This is a genomic window from Collinsella sp. CLA-ER-H3 (genome assembly GCF_040092425.1).
GTDB lineage: Bacteria > Actinomycetota > Coriobacteriia > Coriobacteriales > Coriobacteriaceae > Collinsella.
The window spans coordinates 49,226-71,765 of record NZ_JBBNLP010000009.1 but is presented as its reverse complement, the minus strand read 5'-3'; the positions used below and the strand labels follow the sequence as shown (position 1 = coordinate 71,765).

Sequence of the window (22,540 nt, the reverse complement as noted above, 5' to 3'; positions counted from 1 at the left end):
GTGAAATGGGGACTGTTTTGCGGCTTTAGCTGCATAAACAGTCCCCATTTCACCGCAACTTAGGTGGGGTTAGCGGGTGGGGCGCCAGACGTGGAGGGCTCCACCGAGGACGTCGACCTCGATGCGCGAGGCGACAACGGGCTCGCCGTCGGCTTGGATGGGGTAGTCGGGCTCCTCGAACGTGAGCTCGGCATGACGGCAACGACGCATGCGAACCGGCGGCAGCTTGGTATGGTGGCCGTCCTTGGCCGAAAGAAACATGGGCAGGGCAACCGCACGAGGGACGGGGCCGCAGGCGTAGCAGACGTCGAATATACCGTCACAGGGGTCGGCGTCGGGACAGATACGATAGCCCGAGCCGTAGGTAGGACCCAGCTGAATCGCCATGATGATCGCCCTCGCGCGCTCGGCAGGCGCCCCGTCAAAGCTGACTGTCATGGGGTAGTTGCGATAACGTAGGCCAAACTGCTCAAGTCCCGAGAGGGTGTAGAGCGGCGCGCCCGTCAAGCCGGTCTTTTTGCGCAGCTCGGTGGTGCCAAGGCCGATGGCGGCATCGATGCCGACCGAAAGCGTCTGGTCGTAGTACTCAACGGTAGCCTCGCCGCTGCCGCTCGCAGGGCTCCACGAGCGAATTCGCCCGATGTCCTGACGCTGCAGCTCACAGTTGAGCAGCGCGCCAAAATCCTTACCGGAGAAATCGTCGATGCCGAGCGTTTGGGCAAAATCGTTGCCAGAGCCCACGGGTAGGATGGCAAGAGCGGGGCGGGCGTCCTCCTCTTGCGTCATAAGCCCGTTGACGACCTCGTGAATCACGCCGTCACCGCCAAGGGCGATAACGGTGCGATAGCCCTGAGCCTGTGCGGCCAGCTCCTTGGCGTGTCCCATGCGCTCGGTCAGCACCAGGTCAAACTGGGATGCTCGCGCGGTCATATCCAAAAAGCGTTGCAGGCGCTCGGCAACTTCGTGCGCCGCACCCGATTGGGCTGCTGGGTTGGCGATGATGAGCGTGCGGCCAAAATCAGTTGCGTGCATGGGGCGACTCCCGGCGTATGACGTGACGGTGCGGTCGCGCTCAGGTCTAATTGCCCCCGATTGTGGCTGCACGTCGAATACTTACGTCTACTCTATCAGGTCGTTGTGGCGCTCGATAGCATCCGCTACCGTACCGCCCTCATCCACAATAAGCGAACGGCGCTTGGGCGAGATGATGCGCTGGGCGGGGTATACGCCGCGGTGTCCGGCGGTTAGGTAGCTGATAAAGGCCACGATGACAAAGAACCCGGCTGCCGTGCCGTGGAACAGGTCGATGGCCATCATGCAGGTGGTGATGGGCACGTTGAGGCCGGCGCAGAACACGCCGAGCATGCCGAGAGCCGCCAGAAAACTGGGGTCGAGCCCGGTGAGGCAACCGATCCAGCCGCCGAGCGCCGCACCGATACCAAACAGGGGCGTGACCTCGCCGCCTTGGAAGCCGGCTCCAAGGGTGAGCGCTGTGACGACCAACTTGATGGCTGCGTCCGCCAGGGTGGTGTTGCCGGCAAAACCGGCGCCGGAAAGCCACGTGGAAAGGCCGGCGTAGTCCCAGGCGTCGAGGAGGGCATAGGCGGCCAAAACCACGAGTGCGCCTATGAGTGCGCGAATGAGGTAATTGGTGATAAAGCGACCGTACAGGCTCTTGACGGCTCGAACCGACCAGGCAAAGAGGCGTGCAGTCAGACCGAAGATAATGGCGCTGATAACAACGATGACAACCGTTTTGGGCGTCATAGCGGGAACGCTGGCGATGACATTCGCCTCGTACTCGGTACCCAGGGCGAGTGATGTAAAGTAGCCGGTAAACGAGGCGACCAGGCAGTAGATGCCCGCGGTGTAGTCGATCTTGCCGATAAAGCACATCTCCATGCCAAAGAAAGCTCCGGCAAGGGGCGAACCGAATACGGCGCCAAAGGCCGACGAGATGCCGGCGAGCATGAGGTCGTGATGGTCATGCTTTTTGAGGTGGGCGAGGCTCGAGATGTTGCTGGCGATGGTGCCGCCGATCTGCACCGCGGCTCCCTCGCGACCGGCCGATCCGCCCGTTAGGTGCGTGAGCGTGGAGCACACAAACGTGAGGACGGCCATGCGCATATGGATGAGGCGCGTGCCCAGAGCGGAGTCGATGACCAGGTTGTTGCCGCGCTTGGCGGCAAGACCGTGGTTTTTGTACACCCATGCGGTGGCCATGCCCACAACGGGAAGCAGCGCGTAAATCCACGCATGGTGCTCACGATAGTCGGTCGCGATATTCAGCGAGGCCAAAAACGCCCAAGCGGCAACGCCCATGGCGAGCGAGACGATGACGACGAGTGCGAGCAACTTGGCGCTCGCGAGTAGGTTGCGGGCGTTGCGGCGCGTGTCGGCAGCCAAGAGATGCTCAGAGCGGGTGAGCTGATGCCTGCCTGCCGTGATGACGTCGTTCAGGGAGAAAAAGCCGCCATCGTCGAGCGGCTGGGAATGATCCTGCGTTTCGTTTGCGCTTTCGGTTTTGTCGTTATGAGCCATACGTTCCTCTTTTAGGTTGCAACGCAAGCATTATAAAACGCGGTAAACGCGACGAGCCGGTGGGTTGGTTTCCATTCTGTTTCGCGGCCTGCAACCGACAGGTGTATTTGCGGGTACAGGCCGAGTCGCGGTCGTGCGTCGGGGGATTATACTGAGACAAGCATAAAGAATCGGCGCCCCTGTTGTGCGCCGTGGCATTAAGAGGTGCATATGGCAGAGAAACTCATTCCGCTGGAGGACGCGCAGTCGATTGTTCTGTCGCACGTTGCTCCGACCGATCTCGTCGAGATTCCCGTGTGGCAGGCCACCGGTCTTCCCTTGGCCGAGGATGCGGTGGCCGATATCGACATCTCGCCGTTTGCCAACAGCGCTATGGACGGATATGCCGTGCGCTCGGCGGACTTGGCGCGGGCATCTGGCGAGGCGCCGGTGATGCTCGACGTTATCGGACACGAGGCCGCGGGCCATGTGTTTGAGGGCGCAATCGGCGCGGGCGAGACAGTCCGCATCATGACGGGCGCGCCGGTACCCGAAGGTGCCGATGCCGTGGTGAAGTACGAGATCGTTGATGTGCTCGACGGTGACGGCAACGAGGGCTCGCGTGTGAGGTTCTCGGCGCCGGCCAAGGTGGGGGAGAATGTTCGCTCTGCCGCCGAGGAGGCCCATGCCGGCGATGTTGTGATGCACGCCGGCGAGGTTGTGGCTCCGGCGGGCGCGGGTCTGCTGGCAAGCGCCGGATACGCGAGCGTGAAGGTGCACGCTGCCCCACGTGTGGGCATCATCTCGCTGGGCACGGAGCTGGTTGCGCCGGGTGAGCTGCCGACGCACGGGCAGATTCGCGATTCCAACTCGTCGGCGTTGATGGCCGAAGCACTCGATGCCGGCGCCGAGCCCGTGTTCTACGGCATTGCGCCCGATGATGAGCAAGCGATCGCCGAGCTCGTGCATCGTGCCGTGCAGGAGTGCGACTTTGTCATTACGAGCGGTGGCGCCTCGGCGGGCGATTACGATTTCGTGACGGCGCTCGTCCGGCGCGAGGGCGAGGTACTGTTCGATCGCATCTCGATGCGTCCGGGTAAGGCCATCACGTTTGGCTTGCTCGGGGGTAAGCCCTACCTGGGGCTTTCGGGCAATCCGGCCGCGGCGTATGTGGGCTTTGAGATGCTTGCCCGTCCGGCGATTCGCAAGATGCGCGGTTTTGCCGAGGTTGCGCGTCCCGTGCAGCAGGCGACGCTCACACACGGCGTGAAAAAGCGACAGCATCGCCGCTTCTTCGATCGCGCCACGGTTTTGCGCGACTTCGAGACCGGTGAGCTGTTGGTGACCGAGGCTAAGACACAGAATTCGGCGCTGCTCGGCACGATGCAGCGGGCCAACTGTCTACTGCGTATTGACGAAGGACCGTGCGAGTTCAAGGCGGGCGATGCCGTGGACGTTGTTCGCGTCGACCTGCCCGAGGGCGCCGTGTTGTAGGAGGAATGCTATGGAGCTGAAGATTTCGATTGTGACGTGCTCGGATACGCGCGATCTTGCCCAGGACGAGGCTGGAGCCGCACTCGAGGAACTTATCGAGGCACAGGGCTGGACGGTCGCCTCACATGTGGTCGTGCGCGACGACGTCAGCGAGATCGGTGATGCCATTGTGGAAGCCGCCGATGAGTGCCACGCCAATGTCGTGCTCACCTGCGGCGGCACGGGGCTTTCGATGCGCGATGTAACGCCCGAGGCGACGCGTTCCGTCTGCGACCGCGATGTGCCGGGTATTGCAGAGGCAATCCGCGCGTATTCGATGACCAAGACGCGCCGCGCCATGCTCTCGCGTGCTATTTGCATGCAACGAGGTCATACACTTGTCGTAAACTATCCCGGTTCTACGAAGGCCGCCCGCGAAAGCTGGGAGGCCATAGCGGACCAGCTGGAGCATGCGGCTCAGATGACAGCGGGCGGCGGACATACCAACTAAGCGGTTTACCTGCGGCGGGGCGACCTTATCGGTCGCTCCGCTTTTGTTTTCCGCCGAAGCGACACCGAGGTGCACGGTAACTTGAAACTATATTCTCTGGAGAGAATAATTTCTCATAATCATTATTCGCGCAGAAGTATAAGCTGATTGCAGATTAAAGCCCGCGGTGGGGTACCCGGGCACAAGGTCCGAAAGGGTTGAATATGTTCGATATGGCTTCTCGCCGCGGATTCGTCTCGCTTTCTGCTGTCGCCGCCGCCGGCCTTGGCCTTGTTGGCTGCTCGGGCAACAAGACGTCCGACCCCGCTGGTTCCGATGCCGGCTCCGCCAAGTCTTCCTCTAAGAAGAAAGCTGTCGAGCTGCAGGTCTTTGCCGCCAACTCGCTCGAGAAGGCTCTGCCCGAGGTTCAGGAGCTTTACACCGAGCAGACCGGCACCACGTTTGCCGACACGCAGTTTAAGGCGTCTGGCGACCTTGTCGAGCAAATGCGCGCCGGTGCCGCCGTCGACGTGCTTATCACGGCCTCCAAGGGCACCATGGACGACGCCGAGGCCGCCGAGCTCGTCGACACCGACACGCGTGAGGACATGTTCGTCAACGACCTCGTGATTATTCGCGCCGAGGGCTCCGACACCAAGGTCCAGGCCATCGCCGACGTCGCGAATCTGGACGGCAAGATCGCCATCGGCGACGCCAAGACCGTTCCCGCCGGCAAGTACGCCAACCAGGCCCTGGCCTCCGTGTGCCTCTACACCGGCACCGAGGGCGACGACGGCGTGTATGCTCCCGAGATCGCCGACAAGGTCGCACTGGCCGACAAGGTCGGCACTGCTGCCGCCTATGTGTCCACAGGCGACTGCGTGGCCGGTTTTGTCTACAGCTCCGATATCTTCCGCTACGACGGCATCGAGGAGGCCTTCGTGTGCCCCGAGGACTCGCACAAGCCCATCGTGTATCCCGGCGTTGTCGCCGATAGCTCCGAGCATGCCGACGAGGCCAAGGCGTTCATCGACTTCTGCCTGACCAACAAGAAAGCCCAGAAGATTTGGGCCAAGTACGGCTTTGAGCTTTCCGAGTAGTGCGGCTTGGCGCGATAATTCCATCGTTTTGTGTTTCACTCCGTCCTTGTATTCGCTTGGAGCTTTTCGTGCTTAATAGATTCCGCATGCTTGTCGCCTGTGCTTTGACCTTCGCGCTTTGCTGGGTGCCGGGATTTGCGTTTGCTGGGGACGCTGAGGACGGGGCCCAGGCTGCTGCGACCGCTCATGGGCTTTCCTATGGGATCGAGGGTTTTGAGCGGTTGGCCAAGGGGACCGCTCGTGCCATGGAGGGCCAGCCTGAGGGCTACCGGTTTCCCGTTGACGAGGACGTGGACCTTGTGGTGGCGCCTGCTGCCGATCGCGTTGTGGTGTGGATATCGCCCAAGGCGGTCGAGAAGTATGGATTGGATCCGCAGGACAACGAGTGCGTATCGGGTCTCAAGGCCCTCGTCTGTAAGCTCGACAGCGCAAACTGCATGGGAGGTGCGCAGCTGGGGGACGTGGATCTTCCTTGGTATGTCACGGCGGAAACAACGTTTGATTCCGGCGGGTATACCTATGGCTTTGACGAGCGCGGTGCGGATGGGGACCGCTATGTGGTGATTGCATCAGACTCGGGTGATGCCAAGGGCGGCGCGCGTTGGCTTGATAGCGCTCAAATGGTAGAAGCATCGTCTGTCGTATTGCGGGATGAGCAGGGGCCCTGGACCTCTCTGACCTCCTTTTTGTGCGACATCGACTATCGCCCGTTTTGGGTGTCCATAAAAACGAGCGGCCTTGCCCTGCTGATCTCCTTTGCGCTGGGCCTGTTCGCCGCGTGGAAGACTATGGGTACCTCGAGTCGCATCAAGGGCCTGCTCGACTCGGTCTTTACCATCCCTATGGTGCTGCCGCCCACGGTCTGCGGCTTTCTGCTCCTCATGCTGTTTGGCCGCTCGACCGGGGTGGGCCAGTGGCTTATCGCGCACGGTATCTCGATTGTCTTTACGTGGCCTGCGGCGGTGATCTCTGCCGTGGTGGTGTCGTTCCCCCTGGTCTATCGAACGGCCCTCGGTGCCTTTGAGAGCCTCGACACGCAAATGCTCGATGCGGCGCGCACGCTGGGCTGGTCCGAGCGTCGCATCTTTACCAAGCTTATGATGCCGCTTGGCTGGCCCTCGATTGCCGCCGGCACGGTACTCGCCTTTGCCCGCGCGATGGGCGAGTTTGGCTGCACCCTGTTCTTTGCGGGCAACTACGCCGGTATTACGCAGACCATTCCCATTGCCATCTACTTTGAGTGGATGGGCGGCAACACGTCGGTGGCCCTCTTTTGGGTCGTCGTCGTGATCGTGTTTAGCTTCCTGGTCATCCTGTTCATCAACATGTACACCGCTCATTCGCAAAAGTATCGCGAGCGGGGCCTTTCCCGTGCGGAGCGCAAACAGGCCAAAGATCTCGCCGGACAGGGCGATTCGCTCGACCCAGTCGGCGGCGATGCGCTGCGTATCGATCGCGAGGCGCTGGCCGAGCTCATGCGCGATGATGCGGCGCCGCAGGGAGGTCGATAGGTCATGTCACTCGTTCTGGATATCAAAAAGCGCTATCCCGGGTTTATGCTCGACATGCAGCTTGAGGCCGGCGAGGAGCGTGTGGCACTGCTGGGCGCCTCGGGTTGCGGCAAGAGCTGTACGCTGCGCTGCATCGCCGGCGTGGAGACGCCCGACGAGGGCAGGATCGTCGTCAACGGCGTGACCTTTTTTGACTCGGCAGCGGGCATCAACCTGTCGCCTCAGGAGCGAAAATGCGCCCTGCTGTTCCAAAACTATCAGCTGTTCCCTAATATGACAGTGGCCGATAACGTATGTGCCGGCGTAAAGGATGCGGGCGACGCCGCGGCGCGCAAGCAGCTTGCCGAGCGCTACCTGGGTATCTTTGGACTGGCCGATTTTGCCGACCGCTATCCCGTGCGACTCTCGGGCGGTCAGCAGCAACGTGTGGCGCTTGCGCGCATGGTGGCGGCGCATCCGGGCATCTTTATGTTCGACGAGCCCATGAGCGCACTCGATTCCTATCTTAAGAGCGCCCTCGAGCAGAATATGCTCGACCTGTTCGATGTATGCAACCGCACCGTGCTCTACGTGAGCCACGACATCGACGAAGCGTGCCGCCTGTGCCAGCGCATCTGCGTGATGCACGACGGGCATGTTGAGGAGATCGGCTCCGTCGAGGACGTGGTCCGCCGTCCGCAGACGCTGGCGGCGCTGCGCCTGACGGGCTGCAAGAACACAAGCCGGGCGCGCAAGATCGGCGACGAAGAAGTTGAGGCCCTCGACTGGGGCATGAGCTTTAACGTGGGTCGCGAGGTTCCCGATAATGTGGCGTACCTGGGCATTCGCGCAAGCTACTTCCATGTTGACAATCGCGCGGAGCGGGGTCGCAACAGTTACGACTTGCATGTGGCCCGTGTGAGCGATTCGCGCTTTGAGCGGCTGGTGTTGCTGGACGTGCCGCGCGTCGATGCGCCCACGCGTCTACAGTGGAAGGTCAACAAAGTGGGCGTGCCTGTCGACGAGCTGCCGCAGGCAGGCGAGAACCTGCGCATGCACTTCGATGCGAGTAGGATCCATTTGGTTTGTCGATAGCGCCGGGTAATGCCGTCGGGGATATAGGCCTCGGCGGCTTTGTCTTGCCGTTCGCCGAATGAAGGATGACAAACTCTTATCAATAAAGATAATTATTTATTAAACTACGGCACGCGACGCTGTCGTACGAATGTCAACGGTGTTCGCATGGTCGACGACCGTTGATATAGTTGACCTCAACTTGTAAAGGAGGGTGCGCACATGCCGCAGACGACATACATTCGCCGCGTTGCCGCGCGCGCCCTGTATATGGCTCGGAGTCGCATATGAGCAGGTATGTTCACGGCTCCGGGAGAGACGACGCACAACTAAATAATCGACCGCAAAGCGGGTTCCCCAAAATTCCGGGTTTGAGCACGGCTGGGTTTTCGCCACCCACCGTGCAGAAATACCGTAGCTATTCATTTTTGGTTCGAGAGGGGAACCGTCATGGCTGAAGAATTCGATTTCCATCCGATGTGGGAAAGCCTCGGCATGAATCTTGCCGACCACGACATGCTGCTGGGCGCCGTGGGCCAGATGTACGGCGATATGTTCCTGACGCAGAACAATCGCCCCAAGTCTACGTCCTACCTGGATTTTGTCGCCACCAACATCCACAGCGGCCGTATTAAGGAGATGCTCGACAAGAAGGAGGCCGGCGAGGCCACCAAGATCGTCGGTTCGTTCTGCGTCTACGTGCCCGAGGAGATCGTGCTTGCCTGCGATGGCATCCCCGTGGGCCTGTGCTCGGGTGCCGACTGGGCAACGGACAAGGTCGAGGAGCACTTGCCGCGCAACACCTGTCCGCTCATCAAGAGCTTTGCCGGCTTTAAGCTGGGCGAGGTCTGCCCCTACATTGAGTCGAGTGACCTGGTGGTGGGTGAGAACACCTGCGACGGCAAGAAAAAGGCCTACGAGTTCTTTGCCACGCAAAAGAACATGTACGTCATGGATATTCCCAACGTACACGACGAGTCGACGCTCGTGACCTGGAAGGCCGAGGTCAAGAAGCTCGCCGCCAAGATCGAGGAAGAGTGCGGCGTCAAGATCACGCCCGAGCGTCTGAAGGCCGCCATCCACGCCGTCAATGAGAAGCGTCGCGCCCTGCAGCGCCTGGCTGCCACGCGCGCTGCCGACCCGGCGCCCATCAGCGGTCTCGACAGCCTGCTGACCGTTCAGGCCGCCTTTATGGACGACACGCCGCGTCTGACCGGAGCCATCAACGAGATGGCCGCCGAGTGCGAGCAGCGTGTCGAGGCCGGCGAGGGTGTGGCGCCCAAGGGCACCAAGCGCATCCTGTACACCGGTACGCCCATGGCCGTCCCCAACTGGAAACTGTTCAACCTTATCGAGAAGGCCGGCGGCGTCGTGGTAGGCGAGGAATCCTGCACGGGTTCACGCTACTACAAGGACCTGGTCGACGAATCCGGCGAGACGGTCGACGAGATGCTCGACGCCATCGCCGAGCGCTACTTTAAGATCAACTGCGCCGTCTTTACGCCCAACGACCAGCGTATGAAGGACATTGTCCAGATGGCCAAGGACCTGCATGCCGACGGTATCGTCGACGTGGCCCTGCAGTTCTGCACGCTCTACGAGATGGAGTCGTTTGCCGTGGAGAAGGCCGCCGAGGAGGCCGGCATTCCGTTTATGCACATCACGACCGACTACGCCGGCGAGGATGCAGGCCAACTGCAAACCAGGATTGAGGCTTTCTTGGAAACCATTTAGGGCTATCCGGTCCAGCGGCTTCCCCAGGCACCCGATCTTGCCGTTCAAACCATCGCTTGCATACCAAAGTACGCGGCGCTCCTCTTTCGCGGCAACCTCGGGCACCTGGGAAAGCCGTTTCCTTGGTTGGTTAAAAGGTTTGTTAAGGAGTTATATGTCGGAAAATATTGAGCAGCCGTTGCCGTCCACGTTTGAGGAGTTCAACGAGCAACGCAAGGCGGCGTTTATTCGCGTCAAGGTTTATAAGCAGGCGGGTAATCGCCTGGTCGGTTTTCTGTGCAGCTACACGCCGCTCGAGATTATCGATGCCGCGGGGGCTGCGAGCGTGGCGCTGTGCGGCACGTCCGACGAGGTGATTCCCGAGGCCGAGAAGGTGCTGCCGGCAAACCTGTGCCCGCTCATCAAGTCTACGTATGGTTTTGCCTATTCGCAAAAGTGCCCGTTTACGTACTTTAGCGACATGATCATCGGCGAGACCACCTGCGACGGCAAGAAGAAGATGTACGAGCTACTCAACGAGCTCAAGCGCACGCACATTCTGCACCTGCCGCAGAGCCGCGATCGCGCCTACGAGCGCGAGGGCTGGTACGAGGAGTGCCGCCTGCTCAAGGAGGAGCTCGAGAACTTCTACGGCATCGCGATTACCGACGATGATCTGCGCGCTGCCGTCCGTCGTCGCAACCGCTTGCGTGCGGCCCAGCTCGACATGTTTGCGCTGCAGGCCAACCAGCCGGCGGCCATGAGCGGCGTCGACCTGATGAGCACCATGTTTGCCGGTACGTTTAGCTTTGATATCGAGGCTTATACGCAGCAGCTGGAGCAAAAGGTTGCCAAGCTGCGCGAGACCTACGACGCGGGTGAGTGCCCGGTCGCGGCAGACGCCAAGCGCATTCTGATCACCGGCTGCCCGGTGGGCGGCGTGATCAACAAGATCGGCCGTACTATCGAGTCCAACGGCGGTGTGGTCGTGTGCATGGACGACTGCTCGGGCGAGCGCACGGCGGCCATGATGATCGACCCGGAGGCTCCCGATATCCTGCGCGCCATCGCCGACCGCTACCTGGACATCAACTGCTCGGTCATGACGCCCAACGACGGTCGCATGGGAAACACGCTGGCTATGTGCGAGAAGTACCATGTCGATGCCGTGGTAGAGAGCGTGCTGCAGGCCTGCCACACCTTCAACGTTGAGAGCGCGCGCATGCAGGAGGCTGTCGAGGGTGCGGGCATTCCGTACATGAAGATTGAGACCGATTACAGCAATGGCGACATGGGTCAGATCGAGACGCGCATCGCCGCCTTTATCGAAACCCTCTAGCTTCCTCAGGCACCGGATCTTGCCCCTCAAACCGTCGCTTGCGTACCAAAGTACGCTGCGCTCCTCTTTCGGGGCAACCTCCGGCACCTGAGAAACCTAGAGCTAAGGCGCCTGAACGCGCCGCTATCTTTGATGTTTAGATTGGGAGAGAGCCATGATAGGGATCGGGATCGATATCGGGTCTACGGCGGCTAAGGCTGCTGTGGTCGACGGGGAGGGTTCGGTGGCGTGGACGTGCGTGCGGCCAACCGGGTTTTCCTCGGTCGATGCTTCCGAGCGGCTGCGCGAGGCACTGGCAGCGGCCGGCTACGACGTGACGGGCGACGATGTTCGCGTGGTCGCGACTGGCTACGGCCGTGTTGCCGTGCCCTATGCGCACAAGGTCGTGACCGAGATCACCTGCCACGGTACCGGTGCTGTGCGCCTGTTTGGCGACCACGGCACCGTGATCGACGTGGGCGGTCAGGACACCAAGGTCATTCAGATCAAGGGCGGTCGCGTGGCCAAATTTGCCATGAACGACAAGTGCGCTGCCGGCACGGGGCGCTTTTTGGAGATCATGGCCGACCGCCTAGGCATTTCCCAGCAGCAGATGACCGTCCTGGCGCGTTCCGGCGGGCCCACCAAGATCAGCAGCATGTGCACGGTGTTTGCCGAAAGTGAGGTTATCAGCCTGATCGGTCGCGGTGAGCCGCGCGAGAACATTGCGCGTGGCGTGATCGACAGCGTGGTCTCGCGCGTGGCCACTATGGCCGGGCAGGCGACGGGTGCTCCGTACTACCTGACGGGAGGCTTGTGCGAGAACGCTTACGTTGTGGAGCGGCTGGCGGCGCTGCTGGGGTCGCCGGTCACCACCTCGCCCCAGGCCCGCTTCGCCGGTGCCATCGGCGCGGCGATTCGCGCACAGGCGCTCAATTAATGCATCCGCCGTAGGCTCGCATTCATGCGTATACTGGGAGAAAATGATTGACCGATGAGAGGAGGTATCGATGGCTGACGATCAGATTAAGCTTACGTCTATGACTGCCGCGAGCGGTTGAGCCGCTAAGTTGGCTCCCGGAGCCCTCGCCCAGGTTCTGGGCGACTTGCCAAATGTGCATAACGACAACTTGCTCGTGGGGTTCGATACCTCTGACGATGCGAGCGTCTTCCGCGTAGGGGAGAACCTGGGGCTTGTGCAGTCCATCGACTTCTTCCCGCCGATGGTCGACGACCCGTTTCTGTTTGGCCAGATTGCCGCGGCCAACTCGCTGTCGGACATCTACGCCATGGGCGGGCGGCCGAGCCATGCCATGAACCTACTCTGCATACCCAGTTGTCTGGGCATCGAGGTTGCCGGTCAGATTCTGGCGGGCGGCGCCGACAAGTGCGTCGAGGCGGGTTGCTCCATCGCGGGCGGCCATACCATCAACGACGACGAGCCCAAGTACGGCCTGTCCGTGAGCGGCTTTGTCGCGCTCGACCACATGCTCGCCAACAGCGGCGCGCGCGTGGGCGATGTTCTGCTGCTGACCAAGGCGATCGGCTCAGGCATCATCACCACGGCCATTAAGGGCGAGCTCATCGAGCAGGACGAGGCCGCAGCCGTGTTTGACTCGATGCGTACCCTCAACGAGGCCCCGATTCGTCTGACCGAGGGACTCGAGCTTCACGGCTGTACTGATATTACGGGCTTTGGTCTGATCGGGCACGCGTGCGAGATGGCCGAGGGCTCGGGCGTGCAGGTTGAGCTTGCGTCGGGGGCGGTGCCGCTCTTTGACCAGGTGCTCGACATGGCGCGTCTGGGCATTATCCCCGCGGGCTCCTACCGCAACCAGGACTTCTTTGGCCCGCGCGTGGCTGCCGACGAGGACCTGGAGCCGGGCATACTGGATGCGCTGTACGATCCGCAGACTTCGGGTGGTTTGCTTATTGCGGCACCTGCTGCCGATGTGGATGAGCTTGCGCGCCGTCTGCATGCCGAGGGGCGCGTTGCCGCCACAATCGGCCGCGTGTGCGAGCCGGTGCCAGGCGGTCCTGCCGTCCACATTGTCCGTTAACGACACGTTTATTGAACTATGCACCGTTCTAAAACGATTTATTCGAAAGGAATTTACTATGTCTACCAAGATTGATGTCAATGCCATGGGCGATGCCTGCCCGCTGCCCGTCGTCAAGACGCTCAAGGCCCTCAAGCAGCTCGATGGCGAGGGCGTTGTCGTGACCTCGGTCGACAACGAGACCGCCGTCAAGAACATCTCCAAGATGGCACAGGAAAAGGGCTGCACGGCCTCGGTCGAGAAGGTTTCTGACGCCGAGTGGCACGTGACCTTGGCGACCTCTGGCGCCGTTGCCGTTGCGGACCCCGAGCAGGATAGCGCTGCCTTCTGTGATGCCAGCGCCGGCAAGGGCAAGCTCGTCATTTCCGTCTACACCGATTGCATGGGCCGTGGCGACGACGAGCTGGGCCACAAGCTCATGAAGGCCTTTATCTTTGCCGTGACGCAGCAGGAGGAGCTGCCCGCGACCATGCTGTTCTACAACGGTGGCGCCAAGCTCACCGTCGAGGGCTCTCCGGTGCTCGACGACCTGAAGGGCCTGGCCGAGCAGGGCGTCGAGATCCTTACCTGTGGCACCTGCCTCGACCACTATGGCATTAAGGACCAGCTTGCCGTGGGCGAGGTCACGAACATGTACGTGATCGTGGAGAAGATGGAGCAGGCCGTGCGCGTCGTGCGCCCGTAGCGTATTGGTTGGAGTTGCCATGAGGGAGAAGCGCCCGGCGCTTGTCATCACGTTTCCCACCACGGCGGCCGCCATGGGTTGCGAGTCCCTGTGCGTCGAGCGCGGCCTTCCCGGGCGAACGATTCCCGTGCCCGGGGAGGTCGCTGCCGGCTGCGGTCTGGCGTGGAAGGCGTTGCCTGCCGATGAGGAACTGCTGCGCAGCGAGCTTACCGCGGCGGGCGTTCCTACCGAGGGCTATACCGTGATTGATATGTGGGAGGTCGTGCGATGATCTATCTGGATAACGCGGCGACGACCATGCACAAGCCGCAGACGGTCATTGATGCCGTGACGCAGGCGATGTGCTCGCTCGGCAATGCCGGGCGCGGCGCCACGTCGGGTGCCCTCGATGCCGCTCGTACGATTCACGCTTGCCGTGCCAAGCTCGCGCGCCTTTTGGGTTGCCCGAGGGCGAACCATGTGTGCTTTACGCCCAACTCAACCGCGGCGCTCAACACCGTCATCAATGGCGTGGTTCGCCCCGGCGACCGTGTGGTCACAACAGTGCTCGAGCACAACTCCGTGCTGCGTCCGCTCAACCGCTTGGCGGTAGAGCGGGGTGTGACCGTTGAGCATGCGGGCTGCGACGCGAACGGCGCGCTCGACTACGACGAGCTCGAGCGGTTGGTCACGCCGGGCACGCGTGCTGTGGTGGTGACGCACGCCTCCAATGTGACCGGCAACGCGGTCGACATTGCGCGCGTGGCGGCCATGGCCCATGCGGCCGGTGCGCTGGTGATCGTTGACGCCTCTCAGTCTGCCGGCACGGCGCATATTGATATGCACGCCATGGGGCTCGATGTTGCGTGCTTTACCGGCCACAAAGGGCTCATGGGACCTCAAGGCACCGGCGGCCTGGCCGTGGCGGATGGCGTTGACGTGGCTCCGTGGGCCATGGGCGGCACCGGCGTGCACAGCTTTGATGCGCTGCAGCCGCTTGAGTGGCCCACGCGCCTTGAGGCGGGCACGCTCAACGGTCATGGCATAGCGGGCCTTTCCGCAGGCCTTGATTTTATTGAGGCTCAGGGTGGAGTTGAAGCGATTGCGACTCACGAACGCGCCCTGGCCGATCGCTTTCTCGCCGGTGTTCGTGAGATTCCAGAAATCAAGCTCTACGGCGCCTTTGACCAGCCGTCGCGCTCGGCGATCGTGTCGCTCAACGTAGGCGATATCGATTCGGCTGAGATCTCGGACGCGCTCACGCAAGGGTGGGGGATTGCGACGCGCCCCGGTGCCCATTGCGCTCCGCTCATGCACCGCGCGCTGGGGACCGAGCGCCAGGGCGTCGTCCGCTTCTCGTTTGGGTATTTCAACACGGACGAGGAAGTCGACACTGCGATTGACGCTTTGCGCGATTTAGCCTGCTAGAGCGTATATACTTGCGGGACGGGTCTTTTGCCCGTCCCGTTTTTGTTTCGACCCGAAAGGTGTGCCTATGGCCTCATCCGCCCCGCGCGGTCTGCGCTCCGACCATGTCGTTACCGTCGGCATTGCGCTGTTCTCGATGCTCTTTGGCGCCGGTAACCTCATCATTCCGCCGTTGCTGGCACTTCAGGCCGGCACGGCCACGCCACTTGCCATGATCGGCTTTTTGATTGCCGCCATCGGCCTGCCCGTCATAGGCTTTATCGCTGTGGCGCTTGCTGGAACGGCGCGCGAGCTTGCCGGCCGCGTGCATCCCAAGTTCGGTGAGTTCTTTGTTGCGGCGGTGTATCTGGCTATCGGCCCGTGCCTGGCCATTCCGCGTACGAGCTCCACGGCCTTCGAGATGCTGGTGCCCTTGCTGCCTCAGGGCGTCTCGCTTGGCACGGCTCGCCTGGTGTTTGCCGTCGGTTTCTTTGTCGTCGCGTTTGCACTCACGCTGCGCCCGGGCGTTATCACACGCGTGCTCGGTCGTATTACGGGCCCCGCGCTCATCGCGCTCATCGTGCTGGTCGTGGGCGCTGCCGTGATCTCGCCGCTGGGTCCCGCTGCCGTGCCGCAGGCTCCTTACAATGCCGGTGCTGCCGTGCAGGGCTTTTTGACCGGCTACCAGACCATGGACTTGCTCGCGTCGCTCGCCTTTGGCATTATCATCGCCGAGACCATCCATGAGCTGGGCGTTACCGACGATAAGCGCGTGGCCTTTGAGATCTCGCGCTCCGGTGTGATCGCCGGCGTGCTCATGGCCATCATCTACTGTGGCCTGGCGCTTGCCGGCATGCAGCTCGGCACGGTTATGCCCGATGCCACCAATGGCGCCGCCATCCTTGCCCGCTCTGCCTCCATGCACTTTGGCCTTGTCGGCACGGTCGTGGTCTTTGCGATCTTTTTCCTCGCCTGCATGAACGTGTGCATCGGTCTTATTAGCTGCTGCTCGCGGTACTTCTGCGAGACGTATGTGGTTGAAGGGGGAGCGGAGGCTTCCGAGGAGGCCATGCGCCGCCCCTTTGCGATGCTTGCCTTTGTGTTCGCGGCGTTTTCGTGCGTGCTCTCCAACGTGGGCCTCGACGTGATCCTTATGTTCTCGGTGCCTATGCTCAATGCCCTGTATCCCGTTGCCATTGTGCTGGTGCTTATGGGCCTGATGCACGGCTTTTGCGACGCGCATCCGCAGGTTTGGGTTTGGGTCGGCGGCGTGGTCGCGGTGCAGAGCGTGATCACCTCGGTCCGCGACGCGTTCTTTACTGGTGCGTGGCTGCCGTTCGATGCGTTGCCGCTGGCAGATATCGGTGCTGCGTGGGCACCGGTTGCTGTGGCGGCGTTTGTGATCGGTCTGGTTCATAGCCAGTTTGTCACACATTCGAGGAGCTAGGGTATCGTCGCTTGCACAGGCGGGAAGTCTCCCCTATAATTTCCTTCGCTTTGGGACACGCAAGGTTTATGCCTTAGCTGCTCAACACCTTCGGGACGTGGCGCAGTTTGGTAGCGCGCCTGCTTTGGGAGCAGGATGTCGCAGGTTCAAATCCTGTCGTCCCGACCATATCTTGCGGGCGTAGTTCAATGGTAGAACCCCAGCCTTCCAAGCTGATGACGCGGGTTCGATTCCCGTCGCCCGCTCCATAGGATAGTTTTAACGGCTTTGGCTCCATTTGGTGCCAGGGCCGTTTTCATATATATGCCGGGGACCCCACATCCCCACCTAAGTTGCGGTGAAATATGGACTGTTTTCCGGCTTTTATGGCCCATGTAGTCCGTATTTCACCGCAACTATTTGTAAGGTTGGATTTTGATGCCGTTGGGAGGGTCGTAGCGACCGTCTACCGAGAATGAAAATTTTTTTTGAAGCTCTGACCTGCGACGTCAAGCTTTTGGTCAGCTTTTGGCAAGGCCTGCGGACGGAAGCATGCGATAGCGTAATGGTATTTTCTCCGCCGTGATGGTTATGGGGTTGGCCATGCTCGATAAAGGCAAGCATTTTCCGCAGTCATATGCAAGGATGCTATTCTCGGCCCTTGGAATTCATCAAGATGGACAGCTGCTTATAACAATTGATCCTTGGGAAGAACGCCGTGCGCGCGAGCTTATGCAGGAAGAGCTTATGCTTCGTCTTTACAACCACGTGTATGCGGATCCGGTCTATTGGAATAATCTTGGGGTTGAAGATCGCATCTTTCAGCTGGCATCCGCTATTGCGGTCGTTGAACCGGATGCTGTGTTTTGCGGATCGACGGCAGCGCTGCTCTACGGCATCGGCTCGGCGTACACGCTTCTGGATAAAGTGCAAGTGCTGCTGCCGCGGTCTACAAGGCGTGATACGTATGAGTTCGTTGAATATAAGCGCTGGCGGGCGGGCGAAGTGTGGCGGCTCGGTCTGTTTACGCTGACGGATCCGTATCGAACGGTTGTTGATATCGCCCGAACGAGCGCCTTTCGCTATGCGCTGGGCTATGTCGATGGCTTGGCCCGCGAGTACGATGTCGAACGTGAAGAGCTGCGAGTATATGCGCAGGCAAATTGCCGAGGGTTGCATGGCATCGCGCGTGCTTTTGACGTTTTTGAGCATATGGACGGCAGGTCAGACAATGGCGGCGAGTCCGAGGCGAGAGCAGCAATGATTCTTGCTGGGGTTGCCGCGCCTGAGCTTCAAGTTGAGATAACGCGACCGGGAAACCCTGGTTATTATCTAGCAGATTATGGCTGGCAGATGCCAGACGGCTCATGGACGCTGGCAGAGCTGCATGGGCTGGGTAAGTTTGAAGACGAAGCTCAAAATGATCCGGAGCAAGCGGCGGCAAAAACCTATCGAGCGGCCCTCATGCGCGATGCGAACCTTCGCGCCATGGGCCACAACGTCATTCATTTCAAACTCTCGGACACCTACGAAGTAGAATCGTTCGGTGCAATGATGCGCGGTTACGGTATTCCGACAACAAAACCCTACGCCGACTCCCGATAGAGAAATCGTTCGCAGCCAACCTTCAATAAGTTGCGGTGAAATACGGACTATCGAGGCCTTTAAAGGCATGAAACAGTCCGTATTTCACCGCAACTTAGGAGGGGATGGGGCTGAGGGGCGGGCGATGCCGTTGCCTGTCGGTTAGTGGCGGGGTTGGCGGCGGAGCTTGTCGATGGTGGCGTCGGTGCTGTGACTGCGGGCGTCGGTGCTTCGGCTGCGGGAGTCGGTGCTGCGGTTGCGGGCTTCGGCTGCGGTTTGGCGCTTGTGACGGTAATCGATCATGCCTTGGATGATGGGCTTGCCAAAGCTCACGACATCATCGTTGTAGATGGCGGTTCGGGCTGCGAGGAGGCAGTCGGTAAAGTCCATATGGGTCTTGCCAAAGAGTTTGACGGCAAGGGTGACAACGGTGGGCTCGTCGACCATGACGTCATCGAGCAGCCTTTTCATGGCCGCAGTAATCTCAACGCGGGGAACCTTATAGACGTCGCGCAGCGTGACCACGACGCGCGTGATGATTTCGGGGTAGACACGAGCGGTGCGCGTGGCGATGACCTTGGCGGCGCGCGGTGACAGGACCTCGTCGTCGTCAAGCAGGTAGCGTAGGATGACGGTCTCGTCGATGATAGTGCTACTCATGGATATCTACTTCCTCGGGGCCCAAAATCGAATCGTCACTTTCTGTGGCAAGGTATTCAATCCAGGCATTGCGCTCCTCGGAGCGGCGATTGGGGTCACCATATGCTTTGAGCGATCCATAGGCGGCGGTGCCGTCCTTTGAGCGCACGGCGACCGGCTGAAAGGGGAGCTTGCGCATCAAAATGCTCTGCGCGACAAATAGACGGACGGCCTCGGCAAGCGATGTGCCCATGGCGTCGTAGAGATGTTCGGCATGCTGCTTGTCTTCCTCGCGAATGCGCACCTGCAGGATGGCTCGTTTTTGAGTCGATGACATCACTGCCCCCCTTAATGAGCGTGCAATATAGTCGGTCAAATGCGGCATGTGCCGATACCTAAGCATCTTATAACGATTACTTTATTTCGCTCAAGTAAATAACCATTAACTTGAATACAAGCGTAGTACATCTAAAATGAGAGCGCGTAAAAATCTCTGAGGCGTACGCATGTAATACACTCACCTTTATAGCCTCTAGAGAATAATTCCAACCTGCCAAAACCCCTGCAATACACTCGTATTGCAGGGCCTATGCTCAAGTTTGCCCCCTGCAACTGCGTATATTTAACCTGTATATCGTTGGAGGAATTCTATCGAAGTGCCTGTTTCGCCGCATGCACTCGATACGTCGATGCCGGACCACGGGCGGTCCGGGGCAACGTCGACAGGGTCTCTCCGGCATGGGATTCAGGAGGGAGTGAACAACATGGGCAATAAACGAGTCGTGGCTGATTCTTCACGCTGCATTGGGTGCCAAACCTGTATGGCGGCGTGCATCGAGGCACACGATATTCCCGGCAACATCGCCGCACCTCGCTTGCGCGTAACGCGCACCTACGAGATTTCCGCGCCGGTGGCATGTCACCACTGCGAGGACGCTCCGTGCGCCAAGGCCTGCCCCACGGGTGCCTTGTTCTTTGATCCAAAGAACCATCGCATCGGCGTCAACGAGGACAACTGCATCGGCTGCAAGAGCTGCGTCATGGCCTGCCCCTTTGGCGCCGTGAGTGTGGCGACCACGCAGGTCCCCGTCTTGATGGGCGACGTGCGCGTGGGTTCGCAGACCAAGAGCTTCGTGCTCAAGTGCGACCTGTGCGTGGACCGTCCCGGCGGTCCGGCGTGTGCCGAGGCGTGCCCGACCAAGGGCCTCACCTTGGTAGACGAGGAGCGCCTGGCAGAACTGACTGCCGAGCGTGCCCGCGCCACCATCGAAAACGAGGCGTAGCCGGGCGGCCATACAGGCCCAACGATTGTCAAATACGTACCGATTAATCGGTAGCAGAGAAAGGAAGGAGGGTGTCATGGAGAAGCATAAAGTGATCTGCCCGTACTGCGGCGCCGGTTGCCAGTTTAACCTCCTGGTCCAAAACGGCCAGGTCGTGGGCACCGAACCGCTCAACGGCATCACCAACCAGAGCGAGCTGTGCCTTAAGGGCATGAGCGGCTACGACTTCATCAACGACACCAAGATCTTGACTCCTCGCGTACTGCACCCGATGATCCGCCGCACTAAGGGCGCGGATCTTGAGCGCGTAAGCTGGGACGAGGCACTGGATTTCACCGCATCTAAGATGCAGGCCATAATTGACGAATATGGTCCTAACGCTGTCATGACCACCGGCTCTTCGCGAGGCGGCGGCAATGAGGCGAACTACGTCATGCAGAAGTTTACGCGTGCGTGCATCGGCACCCACAGCGTGGACAACTGCGCCCGTACTTGACACGGCCCTACTGTCCTCGGTCTGATGGACACGGTTGGTTCAGGTTGCATGTCATGCTCCATCCCCGGTATGGAGGATGCGGGCTGCATTTTCCTCTTCGGCTATAACCCTGCCGATTCGCACCCCATCGTCGCAAGGCGTATCGTGCGAGCCAAAGAAAAGGGTTGCAAGATCATCGTCGCCGATCCGCGCCATATCGAAACCGCGCGTATCGCCGATCTCTACCTTCCGATCAAGAACGGTTGCAACGTTGCGTTCCTCAACGCCTTTGCCAACTGCTTGGTCAACGATGGCCTCTACGACAAGGAATTCGTCGCCGAGCATACGAACGGCTTTGACGAGTGGTGGGAGACCATCAAGAACTACACTCCCGAATCCGTACAGGACATTACGGGTGTCGAGCCCGCGTTGATCCACCAAGCTGCCGAGATGTACGCCACGGCGAAGCCCTCTGCCATCATTGGCTGGGGCATGGGCGTATGCCAGCAGAAGCAGAACCTGAAGACGGTGCACACCATCGCCTCCATCGCCTGCGTTGCCGGCCAGATCGGCAAACCCAATTCCGGCCTCGCGCCCGTGCGTGGTCAGAACAACGTCCAGGGCTCCTGCGATATGGGCATGCTGCCCAACCTGTACCCTGGCTACCAGAAGGTCACCGACCCGGCTGTGCGTGCCAAGTTTGCCAAGGCTTGGGGCGTGCCCGAGGAAAAGCTCCCGCTCGAGGAGGGCTACAAGCTCACCGACCTGGGCCACCTGGTCGACGAGGGCAAGGTGCACTGCTTCTACAACTACGGCGAGGACCCGGTGCAGACCGAGCCCGATTCGGCCGGTATGCGCAAGACGCTCTCCGAGCTGGATCTGTTCATTTGCCAGGACATCTTTATGACGCAGACGACCATGCTCGCCGACGTCATCCTGCCCGCTACCTCTTGGGGCGAGCACGAGGGTGTCTTTACCGCATCCGACCGTAGCTTCCAGCACTTTGACGCGGCCGTTCCGCCCAAGGGCGAGTGCCGTCACGACTGGGAGATCTTCGCGGACCTGTCTACGCGTATGGGTTACCCCATGCACTACGACAACACCGAGCAGATCTGGAACGAGTGCATTAGCCTGTGCCCCAACTTTGTGGGCGCGACCTACGAGAAGATGGCTCCCGAGGGCGGCTACGCCCAGTGGCCCGTCAAGAGCACCGATGTGAACGACCACGGTACGCCCGACATGTTCGCTGGTGGCAAGTTCACCACCAAGGACGGCCGCGCCAACCTGATGGCGCACGACTGGGAGGCACCCTCCGAGCTTCCCGACGATGAGTACCCGCTCATCCTGTGCACCGTCCGCGAGGTCGGCCACTACAGCTGCCGCTCGATGACCGGCAACTGCAAGACGCTGGCGCTGCTTGCCGACGAGCCCGGCTTTGTCCGCATGAATCCCGCGGACGCCCAGGCGCGCGGCATCAAGAATGGCGACATCGTCTCGATTCACAGCCGCCGCGGCCAGGTATACAGCCGCGCCGATGTGAGCGACCGCATCAATAAGGGCACGGTCTATATGACCTACCAGTGGTGGATCGGCAAGTGCAACGAGCTGACCATTCACAAGGTCGACCCGGTCTCGCATACGCCCGAGGACAAGTTCTCCGCCTGCCAGGTCGACGCTATCGCCGACCAGGTCTGGGCCGAGGGCGAGGTCGAGCGTCAGTACACCGAGCTCAAGCAGGCTCTGGTGGACGCCGCCGCTCCCCAGGACGTTGAGCCTGGCGCCGCCAAGTTCGACGACGAGACGCACGTGAACCAAATCGTGTAG

20 protein-coding genes and 2 tRNA genes are annotated in these 22,540 nt (G+C 60.7%); 18 read left to right on the top strand and 4 right to left on the bottom strand.

Features of this window, described 5'->3' with window-relative positions; translation table 11 throughout:
• Nucleotides 1-69: 69 nt before the first annotated feature.
• Both AAAX32_RS08225 and AAAX32_RS08220 read right to left on the bottom strand, forming a co-directional pair.
• A complete protein-coding gene (locus AAAX32_RS08225; protein WP_349100494.1) occupies nucleotides 70-1,032 on the bottom strand; it encodes a diacylglycerol kinase family protein in 963 nt (320 codons plus the stop codon).
• An 87-nt stretch (nucleotides 1,033-1,119) separates the two neighbouring features.
• Entirely contained in the window at nucleotides 1,120-2,541 is a 1,422-nt protein-coding gene (locus AAAX32_RS08220; RefSeq protein WP_349100493.1) for a chloride channel protein, read from the bottom strand.
• A 210-nt stretch (nucleotides 2,542-2,751) separates the two neighbouring features.
• On the opposite strand from AAAX32_RS08220, the gene glp reads away from it, so the two are divergent.
• From glp to AAAX32_RS08140, 16 genes are all read left to right on the top strand, one after another.
• Nucleotides 2,752-4,014, top strand: a complete 1,263-nt coding sequence (glp, locus tag AAAX32_RS08215; protein ID WP_349100492.1) for a gephyrin-like molybdotransferase Glp — start codon at nucleotides 2,752-2,754, stop codon at nucleotides 4,012-4,014.
• 10 nt (nucleotides 4,015-4,024) lie between these two features.
• The gene (locus AAAX32_RS08210) at nucleotides 4,025-4,504 is read left to right on the top strand and encodes a MogA/MoaB family molybdenum cofactor biosynthesis protein (RefSeq protein WP_349076274.1); all 480 of its coding nucleotides are present in this window, start codon (nucleotides 4,025-4,027) and stop codon (nucleotides 4,502-4,504) included.
• Between the two features lie 203 nt (nucleotides 4,505-4,707).
• A complete protein-coding gene (gene modA, locus AAAX32_RS08205; RefSeq protein WP_349100491.1) occupies nucleotides 4,708-5,583 on the top strand; it encodes a molybdate ABC transporter substrate-binding protein in 876 nt (291 codons plus the stop codon).
• Nucleotides 5,584-5,651: 68 nt separating this feature from the next.
• On the top strand, nucleotides 5,652-7,094 hold the full coding sequence (modB, locus tag AAAX32_RS08200) for a molybdate ABC transporter permease subunit (protein ID WP_349100490.1): 1,443 nt from the start codon (nucleotides 5,652-5,654) through the stop codon (nucleotides 7,092-7,094).
• A 3-nt stretch (nucleotides 7,095-7,097) separates the two neighbouring features.
• Nucleotides 7,098-8,168: an ATP-binding cassette domain-containing protein gene (locus AAAX32_RS08195; RefSeq protein WP_349100488.1), complete on the top strand. Its 1,071-nt coding sequence runs from the start codon at nucleotides 7,098-7,100 to the stop codon at nucleotides 8,166-8,168.
• A gap of 429 nt (nucleotides 8,169-8,597) precedes the next feature.
• Complete coding sequence (locus AAAX32_RS08190) at nucleotides 8,598-9,881, top strand: double-cubane-cluster-containing anaerobic reductase (protein ID WP_055286139.1); 1,284 nt, start codon at nucleotides 8,598-8,600, stop codon at nucleotides 9,879-9,881.
• A 154-nt stretch (nucleotides 9,882-10,035) separates the two neighbouring features.
• On the top strand, nucleotides 10,036-11,199 hold the full coding sequence (locus AAAX32_RS08185) for a double-cubane-cluster-containing anaerobic reductase (RefSeq protein WP_349100486.1): 1,164 nt from the start codon (nucleotides 10,036-10,038) through the stop codon (nucleotides 11,197-11,199).
• Nucleotides 11,200-11,353: 154 nt separating this feature from the next.
• On the top strand, nucleotides 11,354-12,118 hold the full coding sequence (locus AAAX32_RS08180) for an acyl-CoA dehydratase activase (RefSeq protein WP_349100485.1): 765 nt from the start codon (nucleotides 11,354-11,356) through the stop codon (nucleotides 12,116-12,118).
• A gap of 70 nt (nucleotides 12,119-12,188) precedes the next feature.
• Entirely contained in the window at nucleotides 12,189-13,238 is a 1,050-nt protein-coding gene (gene selD, locus AAAX32_RS08175; RefSeq protein WP_349100484.1) for a selenide, water dikinase SelD, read from the top strand.
• A 58-nt stretch (nucleotides 13,239-13,296) separates the two neighbouring features.
• Nucleotides 13,297-13,923 (top strand): sulfurtransferase-like selenium metabolism protein YedF, encoded by a 627-nt coding sequence (gene yedF / locus AAAX32_RS08170; RefSeq protein WP_349090751.1) that lies wholly within the window; start codon nucleotides 13,297-13,299, stop codon nucleotides 13,921-13,923.
• Between the two features lie 19 nt (nucleotides 13,924-13,942).
• The gene (locus AAAX32_RS08165; protein WP_117773607.1) at nucleotides 13,943-14,194 is read left to right on the top strand and encodes a DUF3343 domain-containing protein; all 252 of its coding nucleotides are present in this window, start codon (nucleotides 13,943-13,945) and stop codon (nucleotides 14,192-14,194) included.
• Nucleotides 14,191-15,330 carry an aminotransferase class V-fold PLP-dependent enzyme gene (locus tag AAAX32_RS08160; RefSeq protein ID WP_349100483.1) on the top strand — a complete coding sequence of 380 codons (1,140 nt, stop codon included), beginning with the start codon at nucleotides 14,191-14,193 and terminating at the stop codon, nucleotides 15,328-15,330. Before AAAX32_RS08165 ends, AAAX32_RS08160 begins: the two co-directional genes overlap by 4 nt.
• A gap of 67 nt (nucleotides 15,331-15,397) precedes the next feature.
• Nucleotides 15,398-16,756, top strand: coding sequence for a branched-chain amino acid transport system II carrier protein (brnQ, locus tag AAAX32_RS08155; RefSeq protein WP_349100482.1), 1,359 nt, complete (start codon nucleotides 15,398-15,400; stop codon nucleotides 16,754-16,756).
• Nucleotides 16,757-16,847: 91 nt separating this feature from the next.
• Nucleotides 16,848-16,924, top strand: a tRNA-Pro gene (locus AAAX32_RS08150).
• Nucleotides 16,925-16,930: 6 nt separating this feature from the next.
• Nucleotides 16,931-17,004 (top strand) — tRNA-Gly (locus tag AAAX32_RS08145).
• Between the two features lie 334 nt (nucleotides 17,005-17,338).
• A complete protein-coding gene (locus tag AAAX32_RS08140; RefSeq protein WP_349100481.1) occupies nucleotides 17,339-18,340 on the top strand; it encodes a hypothetical protein in 1,002 nt (333 codons plus the stop codon).
• Between the two features lie 141 nt (nucleotides 18,341-18,481).
• Here the strand turns inward: AAAX32_RS08140 and AAAX32_RS08135 are convergent, their stop codons facing one another.
• Nucleotides 18,482-18,979: a hypothetical protein gene (locus AAAX32_RS08135; protein WP_349100480.1), complete on the bottom strand. Its 498-nt coding sequence runs from the start codon at nucleotides 18,977-18,979 to the stop codon at nucleotides 18,482-18,484.
• Nucleotides 18,972-19,295, bottom strand: a complete 324-nt coding sequence (locus AAAX32_RS08130) for a type II toxin-antitoxin system RelB/DinJ family antitoxin (RefSeq protein ID WP_158554596.1) — start codon at nucleotides 19,293-19,295, stop codon at nucleotides 18,972-18,974. The genes AAAX32_RS08135 and AAAX32_RS08130 overlap by 8 nt, the downstream gene beginning before the upstream one ends.
• Nucleotides 19,296-19,722: 427 nt before the next feature.
• Between AAAX32_RS08130 and AAAX32_RS08125 the strand changes: the two genes are divergently transcribed.
• Both AAAX32_RS08125 and fdhF read left to right on the top strand, forming a co-directional pair.
• The gene (locus AAAX32_RS08125; protein WP_022095206.1) at nucleotides 19,723-20,241 is read left to right on the top strand and encodes a 4Fe-4S dicluster domain-containing protein; all 519 of its coding nucleotides are present in this window, start codon (nucleotides 19,723-19,725) and stop codon (nucleotides 20,239-20,241) included.
• Between the two features lie 76 nt (nucleotides 20,242-20,317).
• Nucleotides 20,318-22,540 (top strand): formate dehydrogenase subunit alpha, encoded by a 2,223-nt coding sequence (gene fdhF / locus AAAX32_RS08120; RefSeq protein WP_082421866.1) that lies wholly within the window; start codon nucleotides 20,318-20,320, stop codon nucleotides 22,538-22,540.